At 53.9% G+C, this 22,153-nt stretch carries 19 protein-coding genes, 4 tRNA genes and 1 other annotated feature; of the genes, 16 read left to right on the top strand and 7 right to left on the bottom strand.

Going from position 1 to position 22,153, the window contains the following annotated elements:
• Positions 1 to 45 precede the first annotated feature (45 nt).
• The 7 genes from VGC33_RS23075 (at position 46) to luxS (ending at position 3,880) form a co-directional block, all read left to right on the top strand.
• A tRNA-Ser gene (locus VGC33_RS23075) sits at positions 46 to 138 on the top strand.
• A gap of 12 nt (positions 139 to 150) precedes the next feature.
• Positions 151 to 227: transfer RNA gene (locus VGC33_RS23080), tRNA-Arg, on the top strand.
• A 48-nt stretch (positions 228 to 275) separates the two neighbouring features.
• Positions 276 to 352 (top strand) — tRNA-Arg (locus VGC33_RS23085).
• 70 nt (positions 353 to 422) lie between these two features.
• Positions 423 to 499 (top strand) — tRNA-Arg (locus VGC33_RS23090).
• Positions 500 to 762: 263 nt separating this feature from the next.
• Complete coding sequence (yqaB, locus tag VGC33_RS23095) at positions 763 to 1,329, top strand: fructose-1-phosphate/6-phosphogluconate phosphatase (protein WP_331123123.1); 567 nt, start codon at positions 763 to 765, stop codon at positions 1,327 to 1,329.
• 314 nt (positions 1,330 to 1,643) lie between these two features.
• Positions 1,644 to 3,206 carry a glutamate--cysteine ligase gene (gene gshA, locus VGC33_RS23100; RefSeq protein WP_331123107.1) on the top strand — a complete coding sequence of 521 codons (1,563 nt, stop codon included), beginning with the start codon at positions 1,644 to 1,646 and terminating at the stop codon, positions 3,204 to 3,206.
• 158 nt (positions 3,207 to 3,364) lie between these two features.
• Positions 3,365 to 3,880, top strand: coding sequence for an S-ribosylhomocysteine lyase (gene luxS / locus VGC33_RS23105; RefSeq protein ID WP_331123108.1), 516 nt, complete (start codon positions 3,365 to 3,367; stop codon positions 3,878 to 3,880).
• Positions 3,881 to 3,972: 92 nt separating this feature from the next.
• On the opposite strand, the gene VGC33_RS23110 is transcribed toward luxS, so the two are convergent.
• Positions 3,973 to 5,262: an HlyC/CorC family transporter gene (locus VGC33_RS23110; protein ID WP_331123109.1), complete on the bottom strand. Its 1,290-nt coding sequence runs from the start codon at positions 5,260 to 5,262 to the stop codon at positions 3,973 to 3,975.
• 72 nt (positions 5,263 to 5,334) lie between these two features.
• Positions 5,335 to 6,126, bottom strand: coding sequence for a cytochrome C assembly family protein (locus VGC33_RS23115; protein ID WP_331123110.1), 792 nt, complete (start codon positions 6,124 to 6,126; stop codon positions 5,335 to 5,337).
• Between the two features lie 176 nt (positions 6,127 to 6,302).
• On the opposite strand from VGC33_RS23115, the gene ffh reads away from it, so the two are divergent.
• From ffh to rplS, 5 genes are all read left to right on the top strand, one after another.
• Entirely contained in the window at positions 6,303 to 7,664 is a 1,362-nt protein-coding gene (ffh, locus tag VGC33_RS23120) for a signal recognition particle protein (protein ID WP_331123111.1), read from the top strand.
• 124 nt (positions 7,665 to 7,788) lie between these two features.
• Positions 7,789 to 8,037 (top strand): 30S ribosomal protein S16, encoded by a 249-nt coding sequence (gene rpsP / locus VGC33_RS23125; protein ID WP_162363866.1) that lies wholly within the window; start codon positions 7,789 to 7,791, stop codon positions 8,035 to 8,037.
• 18 nt (positions 8,038 to 8,055) lie between these two features.
• Positions 8,056 to 8,604, top strand: a complete 549-nt coding sequence (rimM, locus tag VGC33_RS23130) for a ribosome maturation factor RimM (RefSeq protein ID WP_331123112.1) — start codon at positions 8,056 to 8,058, stop codon at positions 8,602 to 8,604.
• Between the two features lie 40 nt (positions 8,605 to 8,644).
• Positions 8,645 to 9,397, top strand: a complete 753-nt coding sequence (gene trmD, locus VGC33_RS23135) for a tRNA (guanosine(37)-N1)-methyltransferase TrmD (RefSeq protein WP_331123113.1) — start codon at positions 8,645 to 8,647, stop codon at positions 9,395 to 9,397.
• 66 nt (positions 9,398 to 9,463) lie between these two features.
• On the top strand, positions 9,464 to 9,814 hold the full coding sequence (rplS, locus tag VGC33_RS23140; protein ID WP_331123114.1) for a 50S ribosomal protein L19: 351 nt from the start codon (positions 9,464 to 9,466) through the stop codon (positions 9,812 to 9,814).
• A gap of 184 nt (positions 9,815 to 9,998) precedes the next feature.
• Here the strand turns inward: rplS and VGC33_RS23145 are convergent, their stop codons facing one another.
• Positions 9,999 to 11,753 (bottom strand): hypothetical protein, encoded by a 1,755-nt coding sequence (locus VGC33_RS23145; RefSeq protein ID WP_331123115.1) that lies wholly within the window; start codon positions 11,751 to 11,753, stop codon positions 9,999 to 10,001.
• Positions 11,754 to 12,555: 802 nt separating this feature from the next.
• On the opposite strand from VGC33_RS23145, the gene VGC33_RS23150 reads away from it, so the two are divergent.
• Both VGC33_RS23150 and tyrA read left to right on the top strand, forming a co-directional pair.
• The gene (locus tag VGC33_RS23150) at positions 12,556 to 13,632 is read left to right on the top strand and encodes a 3-deoxy-7-phosphoheptulonate synthase (protein ID WP_331123116.1); all 1,077 of its coding nucleotides are present in this window, start codon (positions 12,556 to 12,558) and stop codon (positions 13,630 to 13,632) included.
• Between the two features lie 6 nt (positions 13,633 to 13,638).
• Positions 13,639 to 14,760, top strand: coding sequence for a bifunctional chorismate mutase/prephenate dehydrogenase (tyrA, locus tag VGC33_RS23155; RefSeq protein WP_331123117.1), 1,122 nt, complete (start codon positions 13,639 to 13,641; stop codon positions 14,758 to 14,760).
• Positions 14,761 to 14,878: 118 nt separating this feature from the next.
• Here the strand turns inward: tyrA and pheA are convergent, their stop codons facing one another.
• The 4 genes from pheA to bamD form a co-directional block, all read right to left on the bottom strand.
• The gene (gene pheA, locus VGC33_RS23160; RefSeq protein WP_331123118.1) at positions 14,879 to 16,036 is read right to left on the bottom strand and encodes a bifunctional chorismate mutase/prephenate dehydratase; all 1,158 of its coding nucleotides are present in this window, start codon (positions 16,034 to 16,036) and stop codon (positions 14,879 to 14,881) included.
• A gap of 25 nt (positions 16,037 to 16,061) precedes the next feature.
• Positions 16,062 to 16,188 (bottom strand) — a sequence feature (Phe leader region).
• On the bottom strand, positions 16,140 to 16,187 hold the full coding sequence (pheL, locus tag VGC33_RS23165) for a pheA operon leader peptide PheL (RefSeq protein WP_331123124.1): 48 nt from the start codon (positions 16,185 to 16,187) through the stop codon (positions 16,140 to 16,142). Its footprint overlaps the feature before it by 48 nt.
• A gap of 154 nt (positions 16,189 to 16,342) precedes the next feature.
• Positions 16,343 to 16,678, bottom strand: coding sequence for a ribosome-associated translation inhibitor RaiA (gene raiA, locus VGC33_RS23170; protein WP_331123119.1), 336 nt, complete (start codon positions 16,676 to 16,678; stop codon positions 16,343 to 16,345).
• Between the two features lie 314 nt (positions 16,679 to 16,992).
• Positions 16,993 to 17,724, bottom strand: coding sequence for an outer membrane protein assembly factor BamD (bamD, locus tag VGC33_RS23175; protein ID WP_331123120.1), 732 nt, complete (start codon positions 17,722 to 17,724; stop codon positions 16,993 to 16,995).
• 130 nt (positions 17,725 to 17,854) lie between these two features.
• On the opposite strand from bamD, the gene rluD reads away from it, so the two are divergent.
• Together rluD and clpB are read left to right on the top strand one after the other, a co-directional pair.
• Positions 17,855 to 18,829 (top strand): 23S rRNA pseudouridine(1911/1915/1917) synthase RluD, encoded by a 975-nt coding sequence (gene rluD, locus VGC33_RS23180; protein ID WP_331123121.1) that lies wholly within the window; start codon positions 17,855 to 17,857, stop codon positions 18,827 to 18,829.
• 310 nt (positions 18,830 to 19,139) lie between these two features.
• Positions 19,140 to 21,713 (top strand): ATP-dependent chaperone ClpB, encoded by a 2,574-nt coding sequence (gene clpB, locus VGC33_RS23185; RefSeq protein ID WP_331123122.1) that lies wholly within the window; start codon positions 19,140 to 19,142, stop codon positions 21,711 to 21,713.
• Positions 21,714 to 22,153 lie beyond the last annotated feature (440 nt).

The following is a 22,153-nucleotide window of genomic DNA, read 5'->3' on the forward strand; positions in this document are numbered from 1 at the left end:
ATATGTGCGCCACGCAGTGCCGATGAGCTTTAACATCGGCGCGTAGGTGAGGTGGCCGAGAGGCTGAAGGCGCTCCCCTGCTAAGGGAGTATACGGTCAAAAGCTGTATCGAGGGTTCGAATCCCTCCCTCACCGCCATTATTTAAGAATGCATCCATAGCTCAGCTGGATAGAGTACTCGGCTACGAACCGAGCGGTCGGAGGTTCGAATCCTCCTGGATGCACCATCAACCTGTCTGTTAGCACGGTCAGGAAAAATAAGTTGTTACTACAATGCATCCATAGCTCAGATGGATAGAGTACTCGGCTACGAACCGAGCGGTCGGAGGGTCGAATCCTCCTGGATGCACCATTTTTATTGTTAAACTGCTTTACCTTCCACCCGATACATTATTTGCATCCGTAATTTGCATCCGTAATTTGCATCCATAGCTCAGCTGGATAGAGTACTCGGCTACGAACCGAGCGGTCGGAGGTTCGAATCCTCCTGGATGCACCATGCCGGTGCCTTTGTTGTTATCCGATCCCGTATCCGGGATATTCTCCGAGCGGCTATCCACTCCCTCTCTCTCATGCCTCTGCCGGCTGCTGTTTTCCACACTTTGTTCCCTTAACCTACCGGTGATATTCCTAATTACACGCGCACCCCGCTTTTCCCATCCTGCGTCCGCCTGCGTCGCGCCCCCCCATATAACAGAAAAAGCGACAATTTTATGACTTTGCGTTACAGTAAAGGCTTATTTTTAGCATCGGGAAACGATGATGTACAATCAGTACGCAGGGTTGATTTTCGATATGGACGGCACGCTGCTCGATACCGAGCCTTCCCACCATAAAGCCTGGCACCAGGTGCTTGGCAAATATGGGATGCGTTATGATGGTGCGGCAATGGCCGGGCTGAACGGCTCGCCTACCTGGTTTGTCGCCAAAACCATTATCGAAAGCCATGGATCTACGCTGGATCCTTATCTGCTGGCGCAAGAGAAAACCGCGGCGGTGGCGATGATGCTGTTGGACAATGTGGTGCCGCTGCCATTGATCGAGGTGGTGAAAGCCTATCACGGCAAGCGTCCCATGGCGGTCGGCACCGGCAGCGAGCATCTTATGGCCGTGTCGCTGCTTGAACGTCTGGACCTGCTGCACTATTTTGATGCGGTCGTCGGGGCCGATGACGTGACCCGGCATAAGCCGTTTCCAGATACGTTTTTGCGTTGCGCCGAGCTGATGGGCGTGGCGCCGGGGGAATGCGTCGTGTTCGAAGATGCTGAATTTGGCATTCAGGCCGCCCGCGCGGCCGGCATGGCGTATGTCGATGTGCGGATGTCCTAAAAAGCAATTGACGGCATACCGGGCGTCTTGTCATTGTCGTCGCCGGCGTATGGCGTATGCCTCGCTGCCGTGACAATGCCCCTGCGCTGGCCATCATCGCCGGCGACGCCGCCCGCCGCCATGACGTCCGGTTAACGCAAAGCCCATTATGATCTCTTTATAGTTGGGAAAAGCATTACATTAGGACAAATTTGCCTGGTTAACATTTCCAGGTCTAACCTGATGATGAATGCGTAAATGATAACGATAGATAGCGATAAACGAGCAGATTCAATTATGCTTACCCAATTCAAAATTAACTGCGGGAGGTCAATTTGATCCCGGACGTATCTGAAGCACTTTCATGGCTGGAAGCCAATCCTCATGCGCTGGAAGGTATTCGCCGGGGTGTGGAGCGCGAAACCTTGCGCATTTCAGCCAACGGCCGTTTGGCGCAAACCCCGCATCCCGAATCACTGGGCGCGGCGTTGACGCATAAATGGATTACCACGGATTTTGCCGAAGCACTGCTCGAATTTATCACGCCGGTAGATGACGATGTCGATCATCTGCTGGCCATGCTGCGCGATATCCATCGCCACGTGGCGCGCAAACTGGGCGAGGAACGCATGTGGCCGATGAGCATGCCGTGTTTCATCGACCATACCCAGCCCATTGAACTGGCGCAATATGGTTCTTCCAACATCGGGTGCTTCAAGACACTGTATCGCGAAGGCTTGAAGAATCGTTACGGCGCCCTGATGCAGATTATCTCCGGCGTACATTATAATTTTTCTCTGCCGCTGGCATTTTGGCAGGCGCGGCTGGGCATCACGGATGAGTTAAGCGGCAAAGCGGAAATTTCCGACGGTTACCTGCGCCTTATCCGCAATTATTATCGCTTCGGCTGGGTTATCCCTTATTTATTCGGGGCCTCGCCGGCAATCTGTTCGTCCTTCCTTGACGGACGCCAGACCGATTTGCCCTTTGAACGCTCGATATCCGGCATGATCTATCTGCCGTACGCCACATCGCTGCGGCTCAGCGACCTGGGTTACACCAATAAGTCGCAAAACCAGCTGGGAATGACCTTCAATCGGCTGGAGGATTATATTATCGCCCTTAAGCGGGCCATCAAGACGCCCTCTGCCGACTACCAGCGTATCGGTTTGGAAAAGCACGGCAAACGGCTACAGATCAACACCAACGTGCTGCAGATCGAAAACGAGCTCTATGCGCCGGTACGCCCCAAACGTGTGACCCGAAAGGGTGAATCTCCGTCCGATGCCCTACTGCGCGGTGGCATTGAGTATATTGAAGTACGGTCTCTCGACATCAATCCCTTTTCGCCTATCGGCATCGACGAACAGCAGGCGCGCTTCCTGGATCTTTTCCTGATTTGGTGTACGCTGGCTGAGGCGCCGGAAATGAGCGCGGAGGAGGTGCTGTGCACCCGCACCAACTGGAATAAAGTCATTTTGGAAGGACGCAAACCCGGCCTGATGCTGGGCGTCGATTGCGGCTCCCAGCAGGAGCCGCTGGCCCAGATCGGCAAGGCTTTGTTCCGGGATTTGCGCCGCGTGGCGTTGATTCTCGACGGTAATAATCATAATGAACAGTACCGCCAGGCCTGCGATAACCTGGGAGCCTGCTTTGACGATCCGACCCTGACCTTCTCGGCGCGCCTTCTCGAGGCGATGAAAGAACATGGCATTGGCGGACTGGGCTTGATGCTGGCGAATGAGTATCGGCAAACTTTATGCGATGAACCGCTGGAAATACTGACCGAAGAGGGGTTGGCGGCGGAGCAGTCGCGTTCCTGGCAGCGGCAGCGCGAGATTGAAGCCGGTGATACGGTGGGTTTTGAGCAGTTTGTTGCGCAGCATAACGCCGGCTGAAAAAGAAAAGGCCACAGAGGACTGTGGCCAAATAAACATCTCTGAATACAGGGATGATGATAACAAATGCGCGTCTTTCATAAATTATGACTCGCGCCAAGGGGAAAAGTTTCCTTGCAATGGTAAAAAAAATTTATTTTTCTAAGAGGAGGTGACGTATGCCACTACTGGATAGCTTTACTGTAGACCACACCCGCATGGCCGCACCTGCGGTTCGTGTTGCAAAGACCATGAAAACTGCCCATGGCGATACCATCACCGTCTTTGATTTGCGTTTTTGCCGACCCAATCTGGAAGTGATGCCCGAGCGCGGCATTCATACTCTGGAACATTTATTCGCCGGTTTTATGCGTAATCATCTTAATGGCGACGGTGTCGAAATCGTCGATATTTCCCCCATGGGCTGTCGCACCGGTTTTTACATGAGCCTGATAGGCGCGCCGGATGAAGTTCGCGTCGCCAACGCATGGAAGGCCGCCATGGCCGATGTGCTGAAAGTGACCGACCAGAATAAAATTCCCGAGTTAAATGAATATCAATGCGGGACCTATCACATGCATTCCCTTCCGGAAGCGCAGGAGATTGCCCAGCATATTCTGGATAACGATATCCGGGTGAACCATAACGATGAACTGGCGCTGCCGAAGGAAAAACTGGCGGAGCTGCATATCTAGACCGGCCGTGGCCGCCCGCATGGATTTGCCATCATCCCAAGCCCTTCCCTGTGGAGGGCTTTTTGTATGGGGCAAAGGTATCGCGATGGGGATCAGGCTTCGTCCACGCCCGTTTTAAAGGCCTTCTGCGGGGTAATGCGCACCTGTTTGATCATATTGTCCTGCACCGCCATGATTTCAATCTTATAGCTGCCAATCTGAGTCTGCGCGCCCACCGGCGGGATATCCTGCAGGGCCTCAAGCAGCATGCCGTTAACCGTGCGCGCCTCGGCTTCCGGCAGCGTCCAGTTGAAGGCCTTGTTCAGCTCGCGGATATTGGCGCCGCCCTCGATAAGCACCGAACCGTCGCTTTGCGGGATCACTTCCTCCGCCAGGGTGGGCGACATGGAGGTGGTAAAGTCGCCGACAATCTCCTCCAGAATATCCTCGACCGTCACCAGTCCCTGGATATCCCCGTACTCATCGACGATAAGACCGACTTTTTCTTTGTTGCGCTGAAATTTCACCAACTGGATATTCAGCGGCGTACCTTCGGGAATGTAATAGATTTCATCGGCGGCGCGCAGCAGGTTTTCCTTGGTAAACTCCTGTTTCTCGGTCATCAGGCGATAGGCTTCGCGCACCCGCAGCATGCCGATGGCATCGTCGAGATTGTCGCGGTACAGCACGATGCGCCCGTGGGGGGAATGGGTCAGCTGGCGGATAATATTGCGCCATTCATCGTTGACATTAATGCCGACAATTTCATTGCGCGGCACCATGATGTCGCCGACGCTGACCTTTTCCAAATCCAGCACCGACAGCAGCATGTCCTGGTTGCGCCGCGAAATCAGCGAACGGGACTCATTGACGATGGAGCGCAGTTCGTCTTTGCTCAGGGCGTCATTCAGGTTAGACGGGACTTTGATGCCCATGATGCGCATCAGGATGCGGGTAATGATGTTCAGCAGCCAGACCAGCGGCATCATGATTTTTTGCAGCGGCGCCAGCAGCAGGCTGCTGGGCAGGGCTATATGTTCGGGATACAGCGCCGCCACGGTCTTGGGCAGCACTTCGGCGAACAGCAGAATAACAAAAGTCAGAATGCCGGTTGAGATCGCCACGCCAAGATCGCCATACAGGCGCATGCCGACAATGGTGGCCAGCGCCGAGGCCAGGATATTGACCAGGTTGTTGCCGATCAGGACCAGGCTTAACAGGCGGTCGGTACGGCGTAATAGCTTTTCGACGCGGCGCGCGGCGCGATTGCCTTGTTTGGCCAGATGCCGCAGACGATAACGATTGAGGGTCATCATCCCGGTTTCGGAGGCCGAAAAATAAGCGGACACCAGTACCATAATCACCAGAATAATTATCAGCGTACTGGTTGAAACCTGTTCCAACGTGGGGATTCCTTTTTAGGCGTAAATAAAGCGTTCGGCGGCACCCCGCGATGGGATGCCGTCGGTTTCTCGTTAACCGGCCAGCATATTCTGCCAGATGCGGCTGCCGAAATAGGCCAGCGTCAACAGCAGCACGCCGACCAGGCTCAGCCAGACCACAGGGCGCCCGCGCCAGCCCTCACGATAATGGCCCCACAATAAAACAATATAGACCAGCCAGGCGATGAAGGAGAGCACGGCTTTATGCAGGTTTTCACCGCTGAACATATTTTGCATATACACCAGGCCGGTGCCCAGGGTCAGGGTCAGCAGCACCACGCCGACCTGGGTGATATGGAACATTTTACGTTCAATGCCCATCAGCGGCGGCATATCGGCGCTGAACGTCAGCCGTTTGGTCTTCAGTAAATGATCCAGCCAGGCCAGCTGGAAGGCATACAAGGCGGCGATAATCAGCACCGCATAGGAAAACAGCGCCAGGCCGATATGAACCAGCAGCGCCGGCGAGGCTTCCAGGTGGGTAATAAATTCCCCGGGCATCAGCGCGGAGACGGCCAAATGGATCATGGCGAAAATATACACCACCGGCAGCAGAAACCAGCCGCGGTTACGCGTGGCGACCGAGGTCATCACCAAGGCTATCAGCAGGCTCACCAGGGAGCCGATGTTCAGCAGGCTCAGGTTCTGTCCGGCATCAACGTTGAAAATGCGCAGATACAGCGTGCCGGCGTGGCTTGCCAGCGCCACCGTGGCGGAGAGCAGCGCCAGGCGGCGATAGGCGTCGTTCCTGCGCAAAATGGTGGGCAGGATCAGGCCGAGACTTACGGCGTAGGCAACAAAAGCCAGTAGGGCAATCCAGGACATATGGCAAATGGGCTTTGGCTAGGATGAAAGAGGCGACCAGTATAGCGTCAGCGGCGCCCCGCACCAAACGTTCTCGTCGCGGGGGCAGCGATCCGCCGCGGCTTCGTGTTATACTCAGCGGCAATAATGTCGCGCAAGCGGCCGGACGCCAGGTTGAGCAGGTTGAGTAGAGAACGATGTTTGAAAATTTATCCGACAGATTATCGCGCTCATTGCGCAATATCAGCGGCCGGGGCCGCCTGACAGAAGAGAACATTAAAGAAACCCTGCGCGAAGTGCGCATGGCGTTGCTTGAAGCCGACGTGGCCCTGCCCGTGGTGCGTGATTTTATCAATCGGGTAAAAGAGCGCGCGGTCGGCCAGGAAGTCAATAAAAGCCTGACGCCGGGACAGGAATTCGTCAAAATCGTGCGCACCGAGCTGGTTAGCGCGATGGGCGAGGAGAATAACGAGCTCAACCTGGCGGCCCAGCCGCCGGCGGTGGTGTTGATGGCGGGCCTGCAAGGGGCCGGTAAAACCACAAGCGTCGCCAAGCTTGGCAAATATCTGCGCGAAAAGCATAAGAAAAAAGTGCTGGTGGTGTCCGCCGACGTTTATCGCCCGGCGGCCATCCGGCAGTTGGAAACCCTGGCGGAGACGGTGGGGGTGGATTTCTTCCCATCCGATGCCGCGCAACGGCCGATTGATATCGTCAACCAGGCGTTGCAGCACGCGAAACTGAAATTCTACGATGTGCTGCTGGTCGATACCGCCGGCCGCCTGCATGTCGATGAAGCCATGATGGACGAAATCAAGCAGATTCACGCGGCCGTCGGGCCGGTGGAAACGCTGTTCGTCGTCGACGCCATGACCGGTCAGGACGCCGCCAATACCGCCAAGGCGTTTAACGAGGCGCTGCCGCTCACCGGGGTGATCCTGACCAAGGTCGACGGCGACGCGCGCGGCGGGGCGGCGTTGTCCATCCGCCATATTACCGGCAAACCGATCAAGTTCATGGGCGTGGGTGAAAAAACCGACGCCCTGGAGCCCTTCTACCCGGAGCGTATCGCCGGGCGGATCCTGGGCATGGGCGACGTGCTGTCGCTCATCGAGGACATCGAAAGCAAGGTCGATCGCGTCCAGGCTGAAAAGCTGGCGAACAAGCTTAAAAAAGGCGACGGTTTTGATTTAACCGATTTTCTCGATCAGCTTAAACAAATGCGCAATATGGGCGGCATGGCCAGCATGATGAGCAAGCTGCCCGGCGCCGGCCAGCTGCCGGCCAACGTAAAATCGCAAATGGACGACAGCGTGCTGGTGCGTATGGAGGCCATCATCAACTCCATGACGTTCAAGGAGCGCGCGCAGCCCGAGATCATCAAAGGTTCGCGCAAGCGCCGTATCGCCACCGGCTGTGGTTTGCAGGTGCAGGACGTCAATCGCATGCTCAAGCAGTTCGATGACATGCAGCGCATGATGAAGAAAATGAAGAAGGGCGGAATGGCTAAAATGCTGCGCGGCATGAAGGGCATGATGCCGCCGGGATTCACCGGGCGTTAACTATCGATTGCTTTTTGCCCCAAAACGCGTAGAATTTTGGAGCTTTTTATACTACAGCTTTAAATGGCAACTGGGCCCCGTTCCTCGATGGGGCCCGGTTGTTTTATTAACTAAAGAGGATGTTATGGTAACAATTCGTTTGGCACGTGGCGGCGCAAAAAAACGCCCGTTTTATCAAATCGTCGTGACCGACAGCCGCAATGCGCGTGATGGTCGCTTTATTGAACGTATTGGCTTCTACAACCCGATCGCTTCCGGTCAGGCTGAAGGCCTGCGTTTAGACCTGGATCGCATCGAGCATTGGGTCGGCCAGGGCGCAACCGTTTCAGAACGCGTTTCTGGTCTTATCAAAGACGCGAAGAAAGCGGCTTAAAGGATCTCGGTGGCGGCTATGAGCAAACAAATCCGTACCGCAATTCCCACCAACCCCATTATCGTGGGCAAAATGGGATCGACGTATGGCATTCGCGGTTGGCTCAGAGTGTTTTCTTCCACTGAAGAATCCGAAAGCATTTTTGATTACCAGCCCTGGTTCATTAAACGGGCGGGTGAGTGGCAGTGTATCGAGCTGGAAGGCTGGAAGCGCCACAGTCAGGATTTGATCATCAAGGTCAAAGGCATGGAAGACCGGGAAGCGGCGGCTCTGCTGACGAACTGTGAAATCGTCGTGGACTCTACGCAGCTGCCGGCTCTGGACGCGGGTGATTACTACTGGAAAGACCTTACGGGCTGCCGGGTAGTGACCACTGCGGGCTATGAGCTGGGCGGCGTCATCGATATGATGGAAACCGGCTCCAATGATGTCATGGTGGTAAAAGCCAACCTGAAAGATGCCTTCGGTATCCAGGAGCGGTTGATCCCGTTCCTCGACGGACAGGTTATCAAAAAAGTGGATCTCGGCGCTCACGTGATTGAGGTCGATTGGGATCCGAGTTTTTGAACCCCGGCGGTAAAACAGTGATAATGGGTGGAACGGCGTTATGTGGATTGGTGTTATCAGCCTGTTTCCCGATATGTTTCGCGCAATCACTGATTACGGGGTAACTGGCCGGGCAGTGAAAAACGGCCTGCTGAGTATGCAGTGCTGGAGTCCGCGTGATTTCGCGCACGACAGGCATCGCACCGTGGACGAACGCCCCTACGGCGGCGGACCGGGCATGCTGATGATGGTGCAGCCCTTGCGGGACGCGATACACGAGGCAAAAAAACAAGCAGGCGCCGGGGCGAAGGTGATTTATCTCTCCCCCCAGGGACGTAAGCTCGATCAGCAAGGTGTGAGCGAGCTGGCCGCCAACCCGAAGATGATTCTGGTGTGCGGTCGTTATGAAGGTATAGACGAGCGGCTGATAGCCACCGAAATTGATGAAGAATGGTCAATCGGTGATTATGTGCTCAGCGGCGGTGAACTGGCGGCCATGGCGCTGATTGATTCCGTCTCCCGGTTTATCCCAGGGGTATTGGGTCATGAGGCATCGGCGGCGGAGGACTCCTTCGCCGAGGGCTTGCTGGACTGCCCGCACTATACCCGTCCCGAAGCATTGGCAGGCATGGAGGTTCCGCCGGTATTACTGTCGGGCAACCATGAGGAAATACGCCGCTGGCGTTTGAAACAGTCACTGGGCCGTACCTGGCTTAGAAGACCTGAACTTCTGGAAAGCCTAGCTCTGACTGACGAGCAAGCAAAGTTGCTGGCTGAGTTCCAACGGGAACATCAGTCTTTGCGACAAAACTAATAGGGGTATGCCAGCCTTGGTGCTGACAGCCCGAACACTCAGTTTACCTAGGGTAAGAGACCTATTATGAGCAACATTATTAAACAGATTGAAGAAGAACAGATGAAGCAGGACGTACCTGCGTTCCGTCCGGGTGATTCCGTGGAAGTGAAGGTATGGGTTGTTGAAGGCAGCAAAAAACGTCTGCAGGCATTCGAGGGCGTGGTTATCGCTATTCGTAACCGCGGTCTGCATTCTGCATTTACTGTTCGCAAAATTTCCAATGGCGAAGGTGTTGAGCGTGTGTTCCAGACTCATTCACCGGTTATCGACAGCATCACGGTTAAACGTCGTGGCGCCGTTCGTCAGGCCAAACTGTATTACCTGCGTGAACGTACTGGTAAGTCTGCGCGTATCAAAGAACGTCTTAACGCCTAGTACGCTTTCGCAACATCCGAAAGCATTTAGTTAGCAAAGGTCGGCCGGTTGGCCGGCCTTTTTTTTTAGCCTGATGAGTTATGATGATAAGTTGGATACCATGATGACACCTTGATCATTATATGAAGATGCAGATTAGATATCAGCGCGTTAGCGTGGGACACATTGGCTGGGAATGCAAAGGTTAGCCATTGGATGTACACAAATTTGCTTTTGATTCTAATAAATTATTGCGAGGATAGACTTTAGGCTGGTAGTTGATGAGAATCTCATTCGAAACTTTTCCGCCAATATATGTCACCGTTTTGAACGGATTTTCATTACCGCAATTCTTTACATCTATGCCGAAATCATCTAACAGCATGGATCCTATGTTATCCAGGAAAGGCTGATATTTCAACAATCTTTCCATGTTTTGGTCCACAGAAAATATCATGTCTTTTGGGCAATAATAACTATTGCCAAAATCACTATAGACTTCCTCTATTTTTCTAAAATCAAATACTTTGTTAATAAATGAATCGATGATAAATGATCGTTTTCGGTTATTAATAACAAAATCCAACTGCGTTGCACTATGCCCTCCCGATGAACTCATATCGACAATACAGCTTATGGCTGGTTTTAATGACTTGATGATACTTGCGTTATAACCCAGGGCGCTGAGTCTTTTTTCGAGTGAAAACGTCAATAAAATTGCGTTAAGTCGTGACATCTCGCCGCAGTTGCCATGGCGTGAGGTTAAATGATTATATATCACGTTGGTCATGTAATAAGCGAGGTTGCTTATTTCCACATTACCGTCGATAACCCCAAAACTCCGATACGCTGTAATAATATTATTGTATGCAGACGATACAGCATAGTCATCCGGAGAGGAACCTATCCTTGATATCTGTTGCTCAGTGAGCTCCACAGCTTCCATTTTTGCTATATCCAAAAGGGCTCGTGTAGATGAGTAAGCCGTAGCTGAATAAGTAAAGCTCATGCAATCAGCTGCAATTTCGATTATGTCTTCAAGAAGCTGGGCAGAAAGATCCTCTGCGAGAGGCATTACGGTACAGACTGCTTGTTGTTTAGATGCAGTTAAAATTTTTCTGATAACGTTATTTATCATTGGAAATATATTTTGTAGTGATGAATTATATGAATTGCTAACATTATCATTTTTTACAATGGTATACTCCAAACCAGAATCCTGTATTTTTTTATTTGCTTGCTCTAAAGCATAATGCAGTTTATTATTTTTATTATAAGAATCAATGAAATAGGTTAAGTCTGGAACATCTTCCAAAACCGTCTCGGCAGAAGCATACACGGGGAAATGCATTTTCTCAAACTGGCTGTTTATTTCGTCTTTATCAAATACACCATTCAGCAGTGGATCTATGATGTAAGTGTGTTTGCCAATGTCCAAGCTGTTAAATTCAAGCTGTACAACTTTACATATGCCACCGCCCGCTTTTGCCATTAATATAGAGATTTTTGGCGGGAAGAATATACCCTCATGTGCTGTGATTTTACCATCGGCAAAGCTATTTTTTAACGCGCACTTCATTAATAACGCAATTAATGTAGTTAGATAAACTGCTCCTCCGGTGCAGTTTAAAAAATTTTGCTCTAGTTTATCGTCGAAGCAGGGATGTTTTTTTTCAATGTCTTGTTCAATATCGAAATATTCTAGATATTTCCCGTGGGTCTCTTCCTCAGAAATACCGGATTGGCAGTAACCTCTATCACCACAGTGTAATCCCGCGCCTACCAGTCGTGAAAGTTCGAGAATAGATGATTTTTGAGCGTGAGTAACAATAAAATTGCACACTTTTTTGCTGAGAATAAGTATATCCTCGACTATTTGTTTATGACTTAACATAGCCTGACAAGCATTAATAGGCACAAATTCCGCCATGTTAGGGGTATATGTATTTGTTATATTCATTAATTTACCTGTTAAATATTAGGGTTAGCAAGTTAATAACAATTCGCGAATAGTTTATAATAATGAATGAAAAAATAAAATAGATAAAGCGAGCGAACGATTGTATGCTAACGCGTTTTTTAGCCGCCATTTATATTGTGGAGGGTTCATTAGGGGAATGTTTGCTCACACCTTTACCACACAAATATCGAGAATTTTTATAAAATTTAACGTGACCGGCTGTTTAGGTTGTACATATGCGTCAAAGTCCTTCTACTGACTGTTTAACCATCCCCCCGATATGTTTGCATCACGCATCATTTAATCCACCTTCATATCATGGTTTACCGCCGGCTGCCGGCATAAAGCGTACAGTCCGCTGAAAATACCGGTTCAATGAATGGTAACCGGTTGCCGGGGTCAGCGATGCATTACATGCCGAGGGTAGTAGCGTGGTCATGGTGTTTTTGTGGGTGAAATATTTCCTTCTGACGACGTTAAAAAAAGCAATAGAAAAATAATAATCACTAATGTACATTATACTTTACACTTATGTCGTGCGTCGCGCAGGCAGGACGCAAGCTAACGGCTTAAGACTGATAAATAGCGTTAACTATCTGTATAATAAAATAATAAAATTGAATGGAGTTTATTTTTTCTTACGATGAAGTTATGGATTCAGCTATGTTTAGCATGATATGTAATTTAAAATTTACAGCTATGGATTGAAATATTTACTATTGATGGTAATATACGGCCCATACGCAGCGGATGGGTGATGTTACCGATCGGCGGCACTACACTTTTAGTCAGGACACAAACCATGCAAAAAGATGCGCTCAATAATGTCCATATCCTTGATGAACAGGTAATGATTACGCCGGAAGAACTTAAACGGCAGTTCCCTTTAACCGAGGCGGAACAACAGGCCATCGCCGCCTCGCGCCACACCATCGCCGATATCATACACGGCCGGGATCCCCGGCTGCTGGTGGTCTGCGGGCCCTGTTCCATCCATGACCTGGATTCGGCGCTGGACTATGCCCGGCGGCTGACGGAACTGTCGGCGGAGCTGAGCGACCAGCTCTACATCGTCATGCGCGTCTATTTTGAAAAGCCCCGCACCACCGTGGGCTGGAAAGGGCTGATCAACGATCCATACATGGACAACTCCTTTGACGTGGAGGCCGGCCTGAAAATCGCCCGCGGCCTGCTGCTGGATTTGGTGCGCATGGGCCTGCCGCTGGCCACCGAAGCGCTGGACCCCAATAGCCCGCAATATTTAGGCGATCTGTTCAGCTGGTCCGCCATCGGCGCGCGCACCACCGAGTCACAGACCCATCGTGAAATGGCGTCCGGCCTGTCGATGCCGGTGGGATTCAAGAACGGCACCGACGGAAGTTTGGCCACCGCCATCAACGCCATGCGCGCCGCCGCCATGCCGCACCGTTTTATGGGTATTAACCAGGCGGGACAGGTGGCGCTGCTGCAAACCCGGGGCAATCCTGACGGCCATGTGATTCTGCGCGGCGGCAAGCAGCCCAATTACCATGCGGCCGACATTGCCGACTGTGAACAGCAGATGGCCAAGGCCGGTCTTAACGCGGCGCTGATGATTGATTGCAGCCACGGCAATTCCAATAAAGATTATCGGCGCCAGGGCGAGGTGGCGCAATCGGCGCTGGCGCAGATCAAGGCGGGCAACCGCTCCATTATCGGCCTGATGCTGGAAAGCCATATTCATGAAGGCAACCAGTCGTCGGAGCAGCCGCGCGACGCTATGCGCTACGGCGTATCGGTAACGGACGCCTGTATCGATTGGCAAAGTACCGATACACTGTTACGACAACTGCATAATGAACTGCGCGGCGTCCTTGCGGGACGGCTGACGGGAGAATAAGAGCGTATGGTAGCGGAACTTAACGCGTTACGGGATCAGATTGATGAAGTGGACAAGTCTCTTTTAGCCTTACTGGCCCGGCGGCTGCATCTGGTGGCCGAGGTGGGCGAGGTGAAAAGTCGTTACGGACTGCCGATTTATGCCCCCGATCGCGAGGCGGCCATGCTGGCGTCGCGCCGGCAAGAGGCGGCGGCGCAGGGCGTGCCGCCCGATTTGATAGAAGATGTGTTAAGACGCGTAATGCGCGAGTCCTATTCCAGCGAAAACGACAAGGGTTTCAAAACGCTTTGCCCACAGCTGCGCCCGGTGGTAATTATCGGCGGCGGCGGCCAGATGGGCGGGCTGTTTAAAAAAATGCTGCTGCTTTCCGGTTACCGGGTCAGGATCCTCGAACAGGAGGACTGGCCGCGGGCGACGGAACTGCTGGCGGACGCGGGCATGGTGATAGTCAGTGTGCCAATCCACCTGACCGTCGAGGTAATAGAACGCCTGCCGCCATTACCGGAAGACTGTATCCTGCTGGATCTGGCGTCGATAAAAAACGCGCCGCTGCAGGCGATGCTGGCCGCCCATAACGGGCCGGTATTAGGGTTGCACCCCATGTTCGGCCCAGATAGCGGCAGTCTGGCCAAGCAGGTGGTCGTCTATTGCGATGGCCGCCAGCCGGAAGCCTATCAATGGCTGCTGGAGCAAATCCAGGTATGGGGCGCCCGGCTGCACCGCACCAGCGCCGTGGAGCACGATCAGAACATGGCGTTTATCCAGGCGCTGCGCCATTTCGCCACCTTTGCTTATGGCATGCACCTGGCGGAAGAGAATGTCGAGCTGGAGCAATTGCTGGCCCTGTCGTCGCCGATTTACCGCCTGGAACTGGCGATGATCGGGCGCTTGTTCGCCCAGGATCCGCAGCTGTATGCGGACATCATTATGTCGTCGGAAAGCAACCTGGCGCTGATCAAACGCTATTACCAGCGCTTCGGCGAGGCCATTTCCCTGCTGGAGCAGGGGGATAAGCAGGCGTTTATCGCCCGTTTCAAAAAGATCGAGCACTGGTTCGGCCGCTACGCCCAGAGCTTCCTGGAGGAGAGCCGCTTGCTGCTACGCCAGGCTAACGACATCCGCAGATAGCCGGGTCCGGCGGCAAGGGAAGGGCGTGAGGTGGGTGTGATATCCGCCCGTTTTTTTATAATAAACCCAGGGCCATGCGATATGGCCCGTTTTATGTTGGCGCCATTAAGCGCGCTGTTTATTGCGCATCGACCGGTACCACGTTTTCCGACGGGTAGCAGCCCAGGATCTTCAGCGACCGGGTGATGGCCTGTAGCCCGATCAGGGCTTTTTGCATTGCCGCGCCGCGTAAATTAGCCTGCACGTCGATATAAAACATCTCTTCGCGCGGATTACCGTGGATTGGCCGCGACTCCAGCCGCGTCATTACAATACCCTGGTCGCGCAGCACCAGCAGCGCTTCCACCAGCGCGCCGGACTGCTGGCCGGTGGCCATAATCAGGGTGGTCTTGGCCGGAACCTGCTCGGAAACGTCAATTGCCTTGCGCGCCAGCACAATAAAGCGGGTGAAATTTTGCTGTTGATTGGCCAGGTTGTGTTCCAACACCTGCAGGCCGTACAGCGCGCCGCCCGGGCCGCTGCCGAGCGCCGCGGCATGGGGGGAGTTCAGCGCCGCCACTTTTTCCATGGCGGCGGCGGTGCTTTCGCAATACTCCATCTTCCACTGCGGGTAGCGGCTGATAAACTGACTGCACTGCTGAAACGGCTGCGGATGGCTGTACACCACCTCTATCTGGTCGATACTGCTCTCGCCGGTCACCAGCATGCAGTGATCGATGGGATTGGTCAGTTCACCCACCAACGAGAGATTGGTATGCTGCAGCAGGTCGTAGACGTCATTAATCGAGCCCGAGCTGCTGTTTTCAATCGGCAGCACGCCATAGTCTGCCTGGCCGGTCTCCACCATTTGGACAATGTCGGTAAATTTCTGGCAGCCGCATTCCACCACCTGATCAAAATAGCGCGCGCCGTATTGCCGCGCGGCCAGGTGGGAATAAGAACCTTTCGGCCCCAGAAAGGCGATGCGCGCCGATCGCTCAAGGGTCTGGTTAAGGTCGGATTGCAACAGCGCCTGCTGGGTCAGCACGGAATCTTCGATAATCAGCTGAAAGAGACGCGTAATATAAAACCCGTCAAGATTCAGTTTCTTGCCTTCTGTAACCAGGTGCTCAAGCAAAAGCCGCTCACGTTCCTTATCGCGGATGGGGCGATGGGAGGTTAATTTGCTGCGCGCCACGTCGAGCGCCAGCCCGCGCCTTTCCGCCAGCAGTGTCAACAGCTTTAAATCCAGCGCGCTGATGCGTTCGCGCAGTGCCAGTAATGGGTTGTCGCTCATATTATTAGCTACCTTTCAATAGGTCATAAAAAAAGCCTCCTGTTTTCAGGAGGCTTTTTTGTTCGTCTTCGTATTCTTTCTCATAGGACGACCGGCCTCCCGTTCAGGGGAAGATAAAAAAGAAGGCGAAGAAAAACGGAGTTATATGCATGGTATCAACTTTTTGGCTAACCGGAGGCTTACAGTAACCGTTGGCTTTTCATTCTGTCAATATAAAACGCGCCATTACGGCGCGTTATTCAGGATGTGGCGACTAAACAGGCCCGCCTGTCGCCTGGAGGGGATTATTGCCGGGCCGCACGCCGGTTATTCTTCGACAATGTTAGTCGCGGCGGTCTTAACGCATTCCGCTGCGCGCCTGGCCTCGCCTTTATGCTGTACCTTGTTGAGCTGGCGTTCCAGCTTGGTAATCAGTTCATTGATAGCAACGTACATGTCCTGGTTGCTGGCGCTGGCGACTAATTGCCCATTGGGCGTATTGAGCGTGGCATCGGCCACAAATCCCTGTGGTTGCTTGGAGAGGATTATATGAGGATTTATCAGCTGGGTCTGCCATTTTGCCAGTTTAGCCAGTCGTTCTTCCGCATGTTGACGAATGGCCGGCGTAATATCCATTTGCTTACTGGTAATATTGATAATCATATCACTACCTCTCTACTTTCCGTCTACGTAGTTAAAGCATACCCTCAGAATGACGAAAAAGTGTGATTTCTATCACTTATTTTTTTGGGTTGCGTGGGCGATCACAGGTTTAGTTACACCCTGTCCGGAAAGGGGTTGCAAGGCTTGAGTGTTGCGGGGGGATGGGGCATTATTGAATGGATAAGTCAGGCGCCGCCCGGGCGTTTACCGCGGCCATTCCCCCCGTTCTTCCATTTTCATCCCGCCCCGGGCAAAAAAAACGGCAGCCGAAGCTACCGGGATTTTCTTGCCTGCGGTTTACGTAGCTTAGGTTATCAGGCCGGGTTGGCGCTGATGATTTTCGCCACTTTGTCCGCCTGGCCCTGAAGCTGCATTTGCCGATAGGCGTTTTGCATCAGCGGCAGCGCGTCTCGCGTCGCCTGGGCATCGGGGAAGTCACGCAGCATCTGTTCGACCCGGTTGACCACCGCCACATAGGCGCCGCGTTTGGTGTAGAACTGTACGACTGCCAGCTCATACTTGGCCAGGCGATCCTTCAGATAAACCAGACGTTTGCTGGCATCCGTGGCATACTGGCTGTTGGGATAGCTGCGGACCAGTTGGGTAAAATCACGATAGGCCGCGCGGGCATGCTCCGGGTCGCGGTCGGAACGATCCACGCCGAAGAACCCTTGCAATGCGCTGTCATCCAGCGCCATATCCGTCAAACCACGCATGTAGTAGACGTAATCGACGTTTGGATGCGTCGGGTTCAGGCGGAGGAAACGGTCGATCGAGGCTTGGGCCAATGTGAGGTCCGCCGATTTATAATAGGCATAAATCAAATCGAGCTGAACCTGCTGCGCGTAGGGACCGAACGGATAGCGGTTATCCAGTGCTTCCAGTTCCCTGATGGCTCCCTTGTAGTTGCCGTCCTGCAATTTGAGCTGCGCGGACGCATAAATCTCGGCGGGCGGATTATCCGGAACGGGATCCTTGGAACTGGAGCAACCGACCAGCATCAGGCTCAATGTGGCTGCTGCCACCAGATATTTCATACGCATCATGACGTTTTGCTTATCCTCGAGTGTTATTCCGGGAGACTGTCCGTTAAGCTCCCGAATGAGACCAGCTACAATAGCATATTATTCTAAACGGCATTGCCGTGAAAACCCTTTGATAACGAAGAAGCTGCATATGGCACAACAACTACTACTCACCGGTGTGGTGAATGAATCACAACTCGGGCAACGATTAGATCAGGCTTTGGCTGAAATGTTCCCTGATTATTCCCGATCGCGCATAAAAGTCTGGATCCTTGATGGCCTGGTCCAGGTCAACGGGGTGGTGCTCGCAACGCCGAAAGAAAAAGTGCTCGGCGGGGAAAATATTGAAATCAATGCGGTACTTGAAGAAGATACCCGCTGGGCGGCCCAGGATATCGCCTTGAATATCGTCTATGAAGACGACGATATCATGGTGCTGAATAAACCCCGCGATCTCGTGGTGCACCCCGGCGCGGGCAATGCCGACGGCACCATCCTGAACGCATTGCTGCATTATTATCCGCCGATTGCCGAGGTTCCCCGCGCGGGCATCGTCCATCGCCTGGATAAGGATACCACCGGACTGATGGTGGTGGCCAAGACGGTCCCGGCGCAGACCCGGCTGGTGGAATCCCTGCAGGCGCGGGAGATAACCCGTGAATACGAGGCGGTGGCCATTGGCAATATGACCGCCGGCGGTACGGTGGAACAGCCTATTTCCCGTCATCCCAGCAAACGCACCCTGATGGCGGTGAGTCCGATGGGTAAACCCGCGGTCACCCATTACCGCATCATGGAACATTTCCGTGTCCATACCCGGCTGCGGCTGCGGCTGGAGACCGGTCGCACCCATCAGATCCGGGTGCATATGGCGCATATCAACCATCCGCTGGTGGGCGACCCGTTATACGGCGGCCGCCCGCGTCCGCCCAAGGGCGCTTCCGACGCCTTTGTCGGACTGCTGCGCGGGTTCGACCGCCAGGCGCTCCATGCCACTATGCTGCGCCTGTATCATCCCATCACCTCTATCGAGATGGAATGGCATGCGCCGTTGCCTCAGGATATGGTGGAGTTGATCGCCGCCATGCAGGCGGATGTGGCTATGGCTAACGAGCACATGGAATAACCCCCCTCTGCCGGTCGAACGCGCCCGCCGTGACCGCGCCCGCCAACGCGCGGGCCGCTGTCCGGCGCGGTCACGGCCCGGACCGGTAATCGCCGAAGTCCGACCCTGGCCGCATTATTTTTCTTCCGTCGGCGCGATGGCGTTGCCGGACGTATGGCAACTTTGCTCCGGCTGATATAATCTCTTTCACCAAGACGGTCCATGGCGGATGACAGGTATCTCCCAACTATATTGGCGAAAAATCCTTGAATTTTAAATAAACGACCTTATTTAATCTCCAGTAGCAATTTTGACCAATATGGGAGGAGTTATGCGCTTGGATCGTCTTACCAATAAATTCCAGCTTGCCCTCGCCGACGCTCAGTCGCTTGCGCTGGGGCGTGACAATCAGTTTATCGAACCGCTTCACGTCATGCAGGCCTTGCTAAACCAGGAAGGCGGCACGGTGCGGCCCTTACTGCAATCAGCAGGCATCAATCCCGGCCCGCTGCGCACCGAAATTGAAAAGGCCATCGAACGCCTGCCGCAGGTGGAAGGCACCGGCGGCGATGTACAGCCTTCCGCGGACCTGGTGCGGGTACTCAACCTGTGCGACAAACTGGCGCAAAAGCGCGCCGATAGTTTTATCTCATCCGAACTGTTCGTGGCGGCGGCGCTTGATTCGCGCGGTACCCTGGCGGACCTGCTAAAATCGGCCGGCGCGAGCGCGGAAAAAATCACCCATGCTATCGAGCAAATGCGGGGCGGGGACAACGTGAACGATCAAGGCGCCGAAGACCAGCGGCAGGCATTAAAAAAATACACCATCGATCTGACCGAACGGGCGGAGCTTGGCAAGCTTGACCCGGTTATCGGCCGTGACGAGGAAATCCGCCGCACTATCCAGGTCCTGCAGCGCCGCACCAAAAATAACCCGGTGTTGATAGGCGAACCGGGGGTGGGTAAAACCGCCATCGTTGAAGGTCTGGCGCAGCGCATTATCAACGGTGAAGTGCCCGAAGGCATGAAAAACAGCCGGGTGCTTTCGCTTGACATGGGGTCGCTGGTGGCGGGGGCAAAATACCGCGGCGAGTTCGAGGAACGCCTGAAGGGGGTGTTGAACGACCTCTCGAAGCAGGAAGGCCACATCATCCTGTTTATCGACGAACTGCATACCATGGTCGGCGCCGGTAAAGCCGACGGGGCGATGGATGCGGGCAATATGCTCAAACCCGCGCTGGCGCGCGGCGAGCTGCACTGCGTCGGCGCCACCACCCTGAATGAATACCGGCAATATATAGAGAAGGACGCCGCATTGGAGCGCCGGTTCCAAAAAGTGTTTGTCGCCGAGCCGAGCGTGGAGGATACCATCGCCATCCTGCGCGGCCTGAAAGAGCGTTATGAGCTGCATCATCATGTGCAGATTACCGACCCGGCCATCGTGGCCGCGGCGACGCTGTCCCATCGGTATATCTCCGACCGGCAATTGCCGGACAAGGCTATCGATCTGATAGACGAGGCGGCGTCGAGCATTCGAATCCAGATGGATTCCAAACCGGAAGCGCTGGATCGCCTCGAGCGGCGGATTATCCAGCTCAAGCTGGAACAGCAGGCGTTGAAGAAAGAATCCGACGATGCCAGCATTAAACGATTGGAGATGCTGGAAACCGAGCTGTCGCAAAAGGAACGGGATTATTCCGAGCTGGAGGAAGAGTGGAAGGCTGAAAAAGCCTCGCTTTCCGGCACCCAGTCCCTGAAGGCGGAGCTGGAACAGGCGAAGCTCTCCATTGAACAAGCCCGGCGTGTCGGCGATTTGGCGCGCATGTCCGAGCTACAGTACGGCAAGATCCCTGAACTGGAAAAACAGCTGGCGGCGGCGTCCCAGGCGGAAGGCAAAACCATGCGCCTGCTGCGTAACCGGGTAACCGATGTCGAAATTGCCGAGGTGCTGGCGCGTTGGACCGGTATCCCGGTCTCGCGCATGCTGGAGAGTGAACGCGACAAGCTGGTGCGCATGGAGCAGGCGCTGCATCACCGGGTCATCGGCCAGAACGAGGCGGTGGAAGCGGTGTCTAACGCCATCAGGCGCAGCCGCGCCGGCTTGGCCGATCCCAACCGCCCCATCGGCTCGTTTATGTTCCTCGGTCCGACCGGGGTGGGTAAAACCGAATTATGCAAGGCGTTGGCGACCTTCCTGTTCAACAGCGACGACGCCATGGTGCGCATCGATATGTCGGAGTTTATGGAGAAACACTCCGTATCGCGTTTAGTGGGCGCCCCTCCGGGCTATGTCGGTTATGAAGAAGGCGGTTATCTGACCGAAGCGGTGCGCCGTCGCCCTTATTCAGTCATCCTGTTGGATGAAATCGAAAAGGCGCATCCCGATGTGTTCAACATCCTGCTGCAGGTGCTGGACGACGGGCGCTTGACCGACGGGCAGGGGCGCACGGTGGATTTCCGCAATACCGTGGTGATCATGACCTCCAACCTGGGGTCCGATATTATCCAGGAACGCTTTGGCCAGATGAACTACCAGGAAATGAAAGATATGGTGCTGGGGGTGGTCAGCCACCATTTCCGCCCGGAATTCATTAACCGTGTCGATGAAGTGGTGGTCTTCCATCCGTTGGGCCGCGAGCATATCGCCAAGATAGCGCAAATCCAGCTGCAACGTTTGTACAAACGGCTGGAGGATCGCGGTTACAGCATGACGTTAACCGACGAGGCGTTGGCGCTGCTCAGCGAGGCGGGGTTCGACCCGGTGTTCGGCGCACGGCCGCTGAAACGCGCCATCCAGCAGGAAATAGAAAACCCGCTGTCGCAGCAGATGCTGTCCGGCACGCTTATCCCGGGCGTACCCATCCGGCTGGAAGTGGAAAACGGCCACATCGTGGCCAGGCAATAATCGGATACCATGATAATCCGGCTGAAAAGCCCCGCCGTTTTTACGGCGGGGCTTTTTTATGTAACCCGCGATGCTGGCTGATGCCGCCGGCGCCCATATCGGTATCAATCATCCCAATCCCGCTGGTGCCGGGGCTTGACGGTTTTTTCCAACGGCCTTTTCCGGCCCTGAAAACAGTAGCTCACTAACGTTTTGCTTTAATAATGAGCAGTTGAACGTTTTTTCTGAAATAGCCCTTGTCACCTGCTGGAAAGTCCCTATAATGCGCCTCCACTGACCGGGAACAACGGCTTACGCGTCGCCGGGTCGGGAAGGGAAAAGCGCCCCGCCGGGGCAAATAAAAGCTTGACTCTTCAGCGGGAAAACGTAATATACGCAACCCGCGCCAGGTGAGATTTACGCACGCTGGCCATGCTCTTTAACAATTTATCAGACAATCT

The sequence above is a fragment of the Acerihabitans sp. genome (assembly GCF_036398755.1).
Classification (GTDB): Bacteria; Pseudomonadota; Gammaproteobacteria; order Enterobacterales; family Enterobacteriaceae; genus Acerihabitans.

What these genes read in the sequence shown, in the direction of transcription:
- bamD (WP_331123120.1), bottom strand. Translation starts at nt 17,724, where the DNA reads ATGATGCGTATGAAATATCTGGTGGCAGCAGCCACATTGAGCCTGATG.
- luxS (WP_331123108.1), top strand. Translation starts at nt 3,365, where the DNA reads ATGCCACTACTGGATAGCTTTACTGTAGACCACACCCGCATGGCCGCA.
- rpsP (WP_162363866.1), top strand. Translation starts at nt 7,789, where the DNA reads ATGGTAACAATTCGTTTGGCACGTGGCGGCGCAAAAAAACGCCCGTTT.
- rimM (WP_331123112.1), top strand. Translation starts at nt 8,056, where the DNA reads ATGAGCAAACAAATCCGTACCGCAATTCCCACCAACCCCATTATCGTG.
- ffh (WP_331123111.1), top strand. Translation starts at nt 6,303, where the DNA reads ATGTTTGAAAATTTATCCGACAGATTATCGCGCTCATTGCGCAATATC.
- VGC33_RS23145 (WP_331123115.1), bottom strand. Translation starts at nt 11,753, where the DNA reads ATGAATATAACAAATACATATACCCCTAACATGGCGGAATTTGTGCCT.
- VGC33_RS23115 (WP_331123110.1), bottom strand. Translation starts at nt 6,126, where the DNA reads ATGTCCTGGATTGCCCTACTGGCTTTTGTTGCCTACGCCGTAAGTCTC.
- rplS (WP_331123114.1), top strand. Translation starts at nt 9,464, where the DNA reads ATGAGCAACATTATTAAACAGATTGAAGAAGAACAGATGAAGCAGGAC.
- trmD (WP_331123113.1), top strand. Translation starts at nt 8,645, where the DNA reads ATGTGGATTGGTGTTATCAGCCTGTTTCCCGATATGTTTCGCGCAATC.
- raiA (WP_331123119.1), bottom strand. Translation starts at nt 16,678, where the DNA reads ATGATTATCAATATTACCAGTAAGCAAATGGATATTACGCCGGCCATT.
- pheA (WP_331123118.1), bottom strand. Translation starts at nt 16,036, where the DNA reads ATGAGCGACAACCCATTACTGGCACTGCGCGAACGCATCAGCGCGCTG.
- tyrA (WP_331123117.1), top strand. Translation starts at nt 13,639, where the DNA reads ATGGTAGCGGAACTTAACGCGTTACGGGATCAGATTGATGAAGTGGAC.
- clpB (WP_331123122.1), top strand. Translation starts at nt 19,140, where the DNA reads ATGCGCTTGGATCGTCTTACCAATAAATTCCAGCTTGCCCTCGCCGAC.
- rluD (WP_331123121.1), top strand. Translation starts at nt 17,855, where the DNA reads ATGGCACAACAACTACTACTCACCGGTGTGGTGAATGAATCACAACTC.
- VGC33_RS23150 (WP_331123116.1), top strand. Translation starts at nt 12,556, where the DNA reads ATGCAAAAAGATGCGCTCAATAATGTCCATATCCTTGATGAACAGGTA.
- yqaB (WP_331123123.1), top strand. Translation starts at nt 763, where the DNA reads ATGTACAATCAGTACGCAGGGTTGATTTTCGATATGGACGGCACGCTG.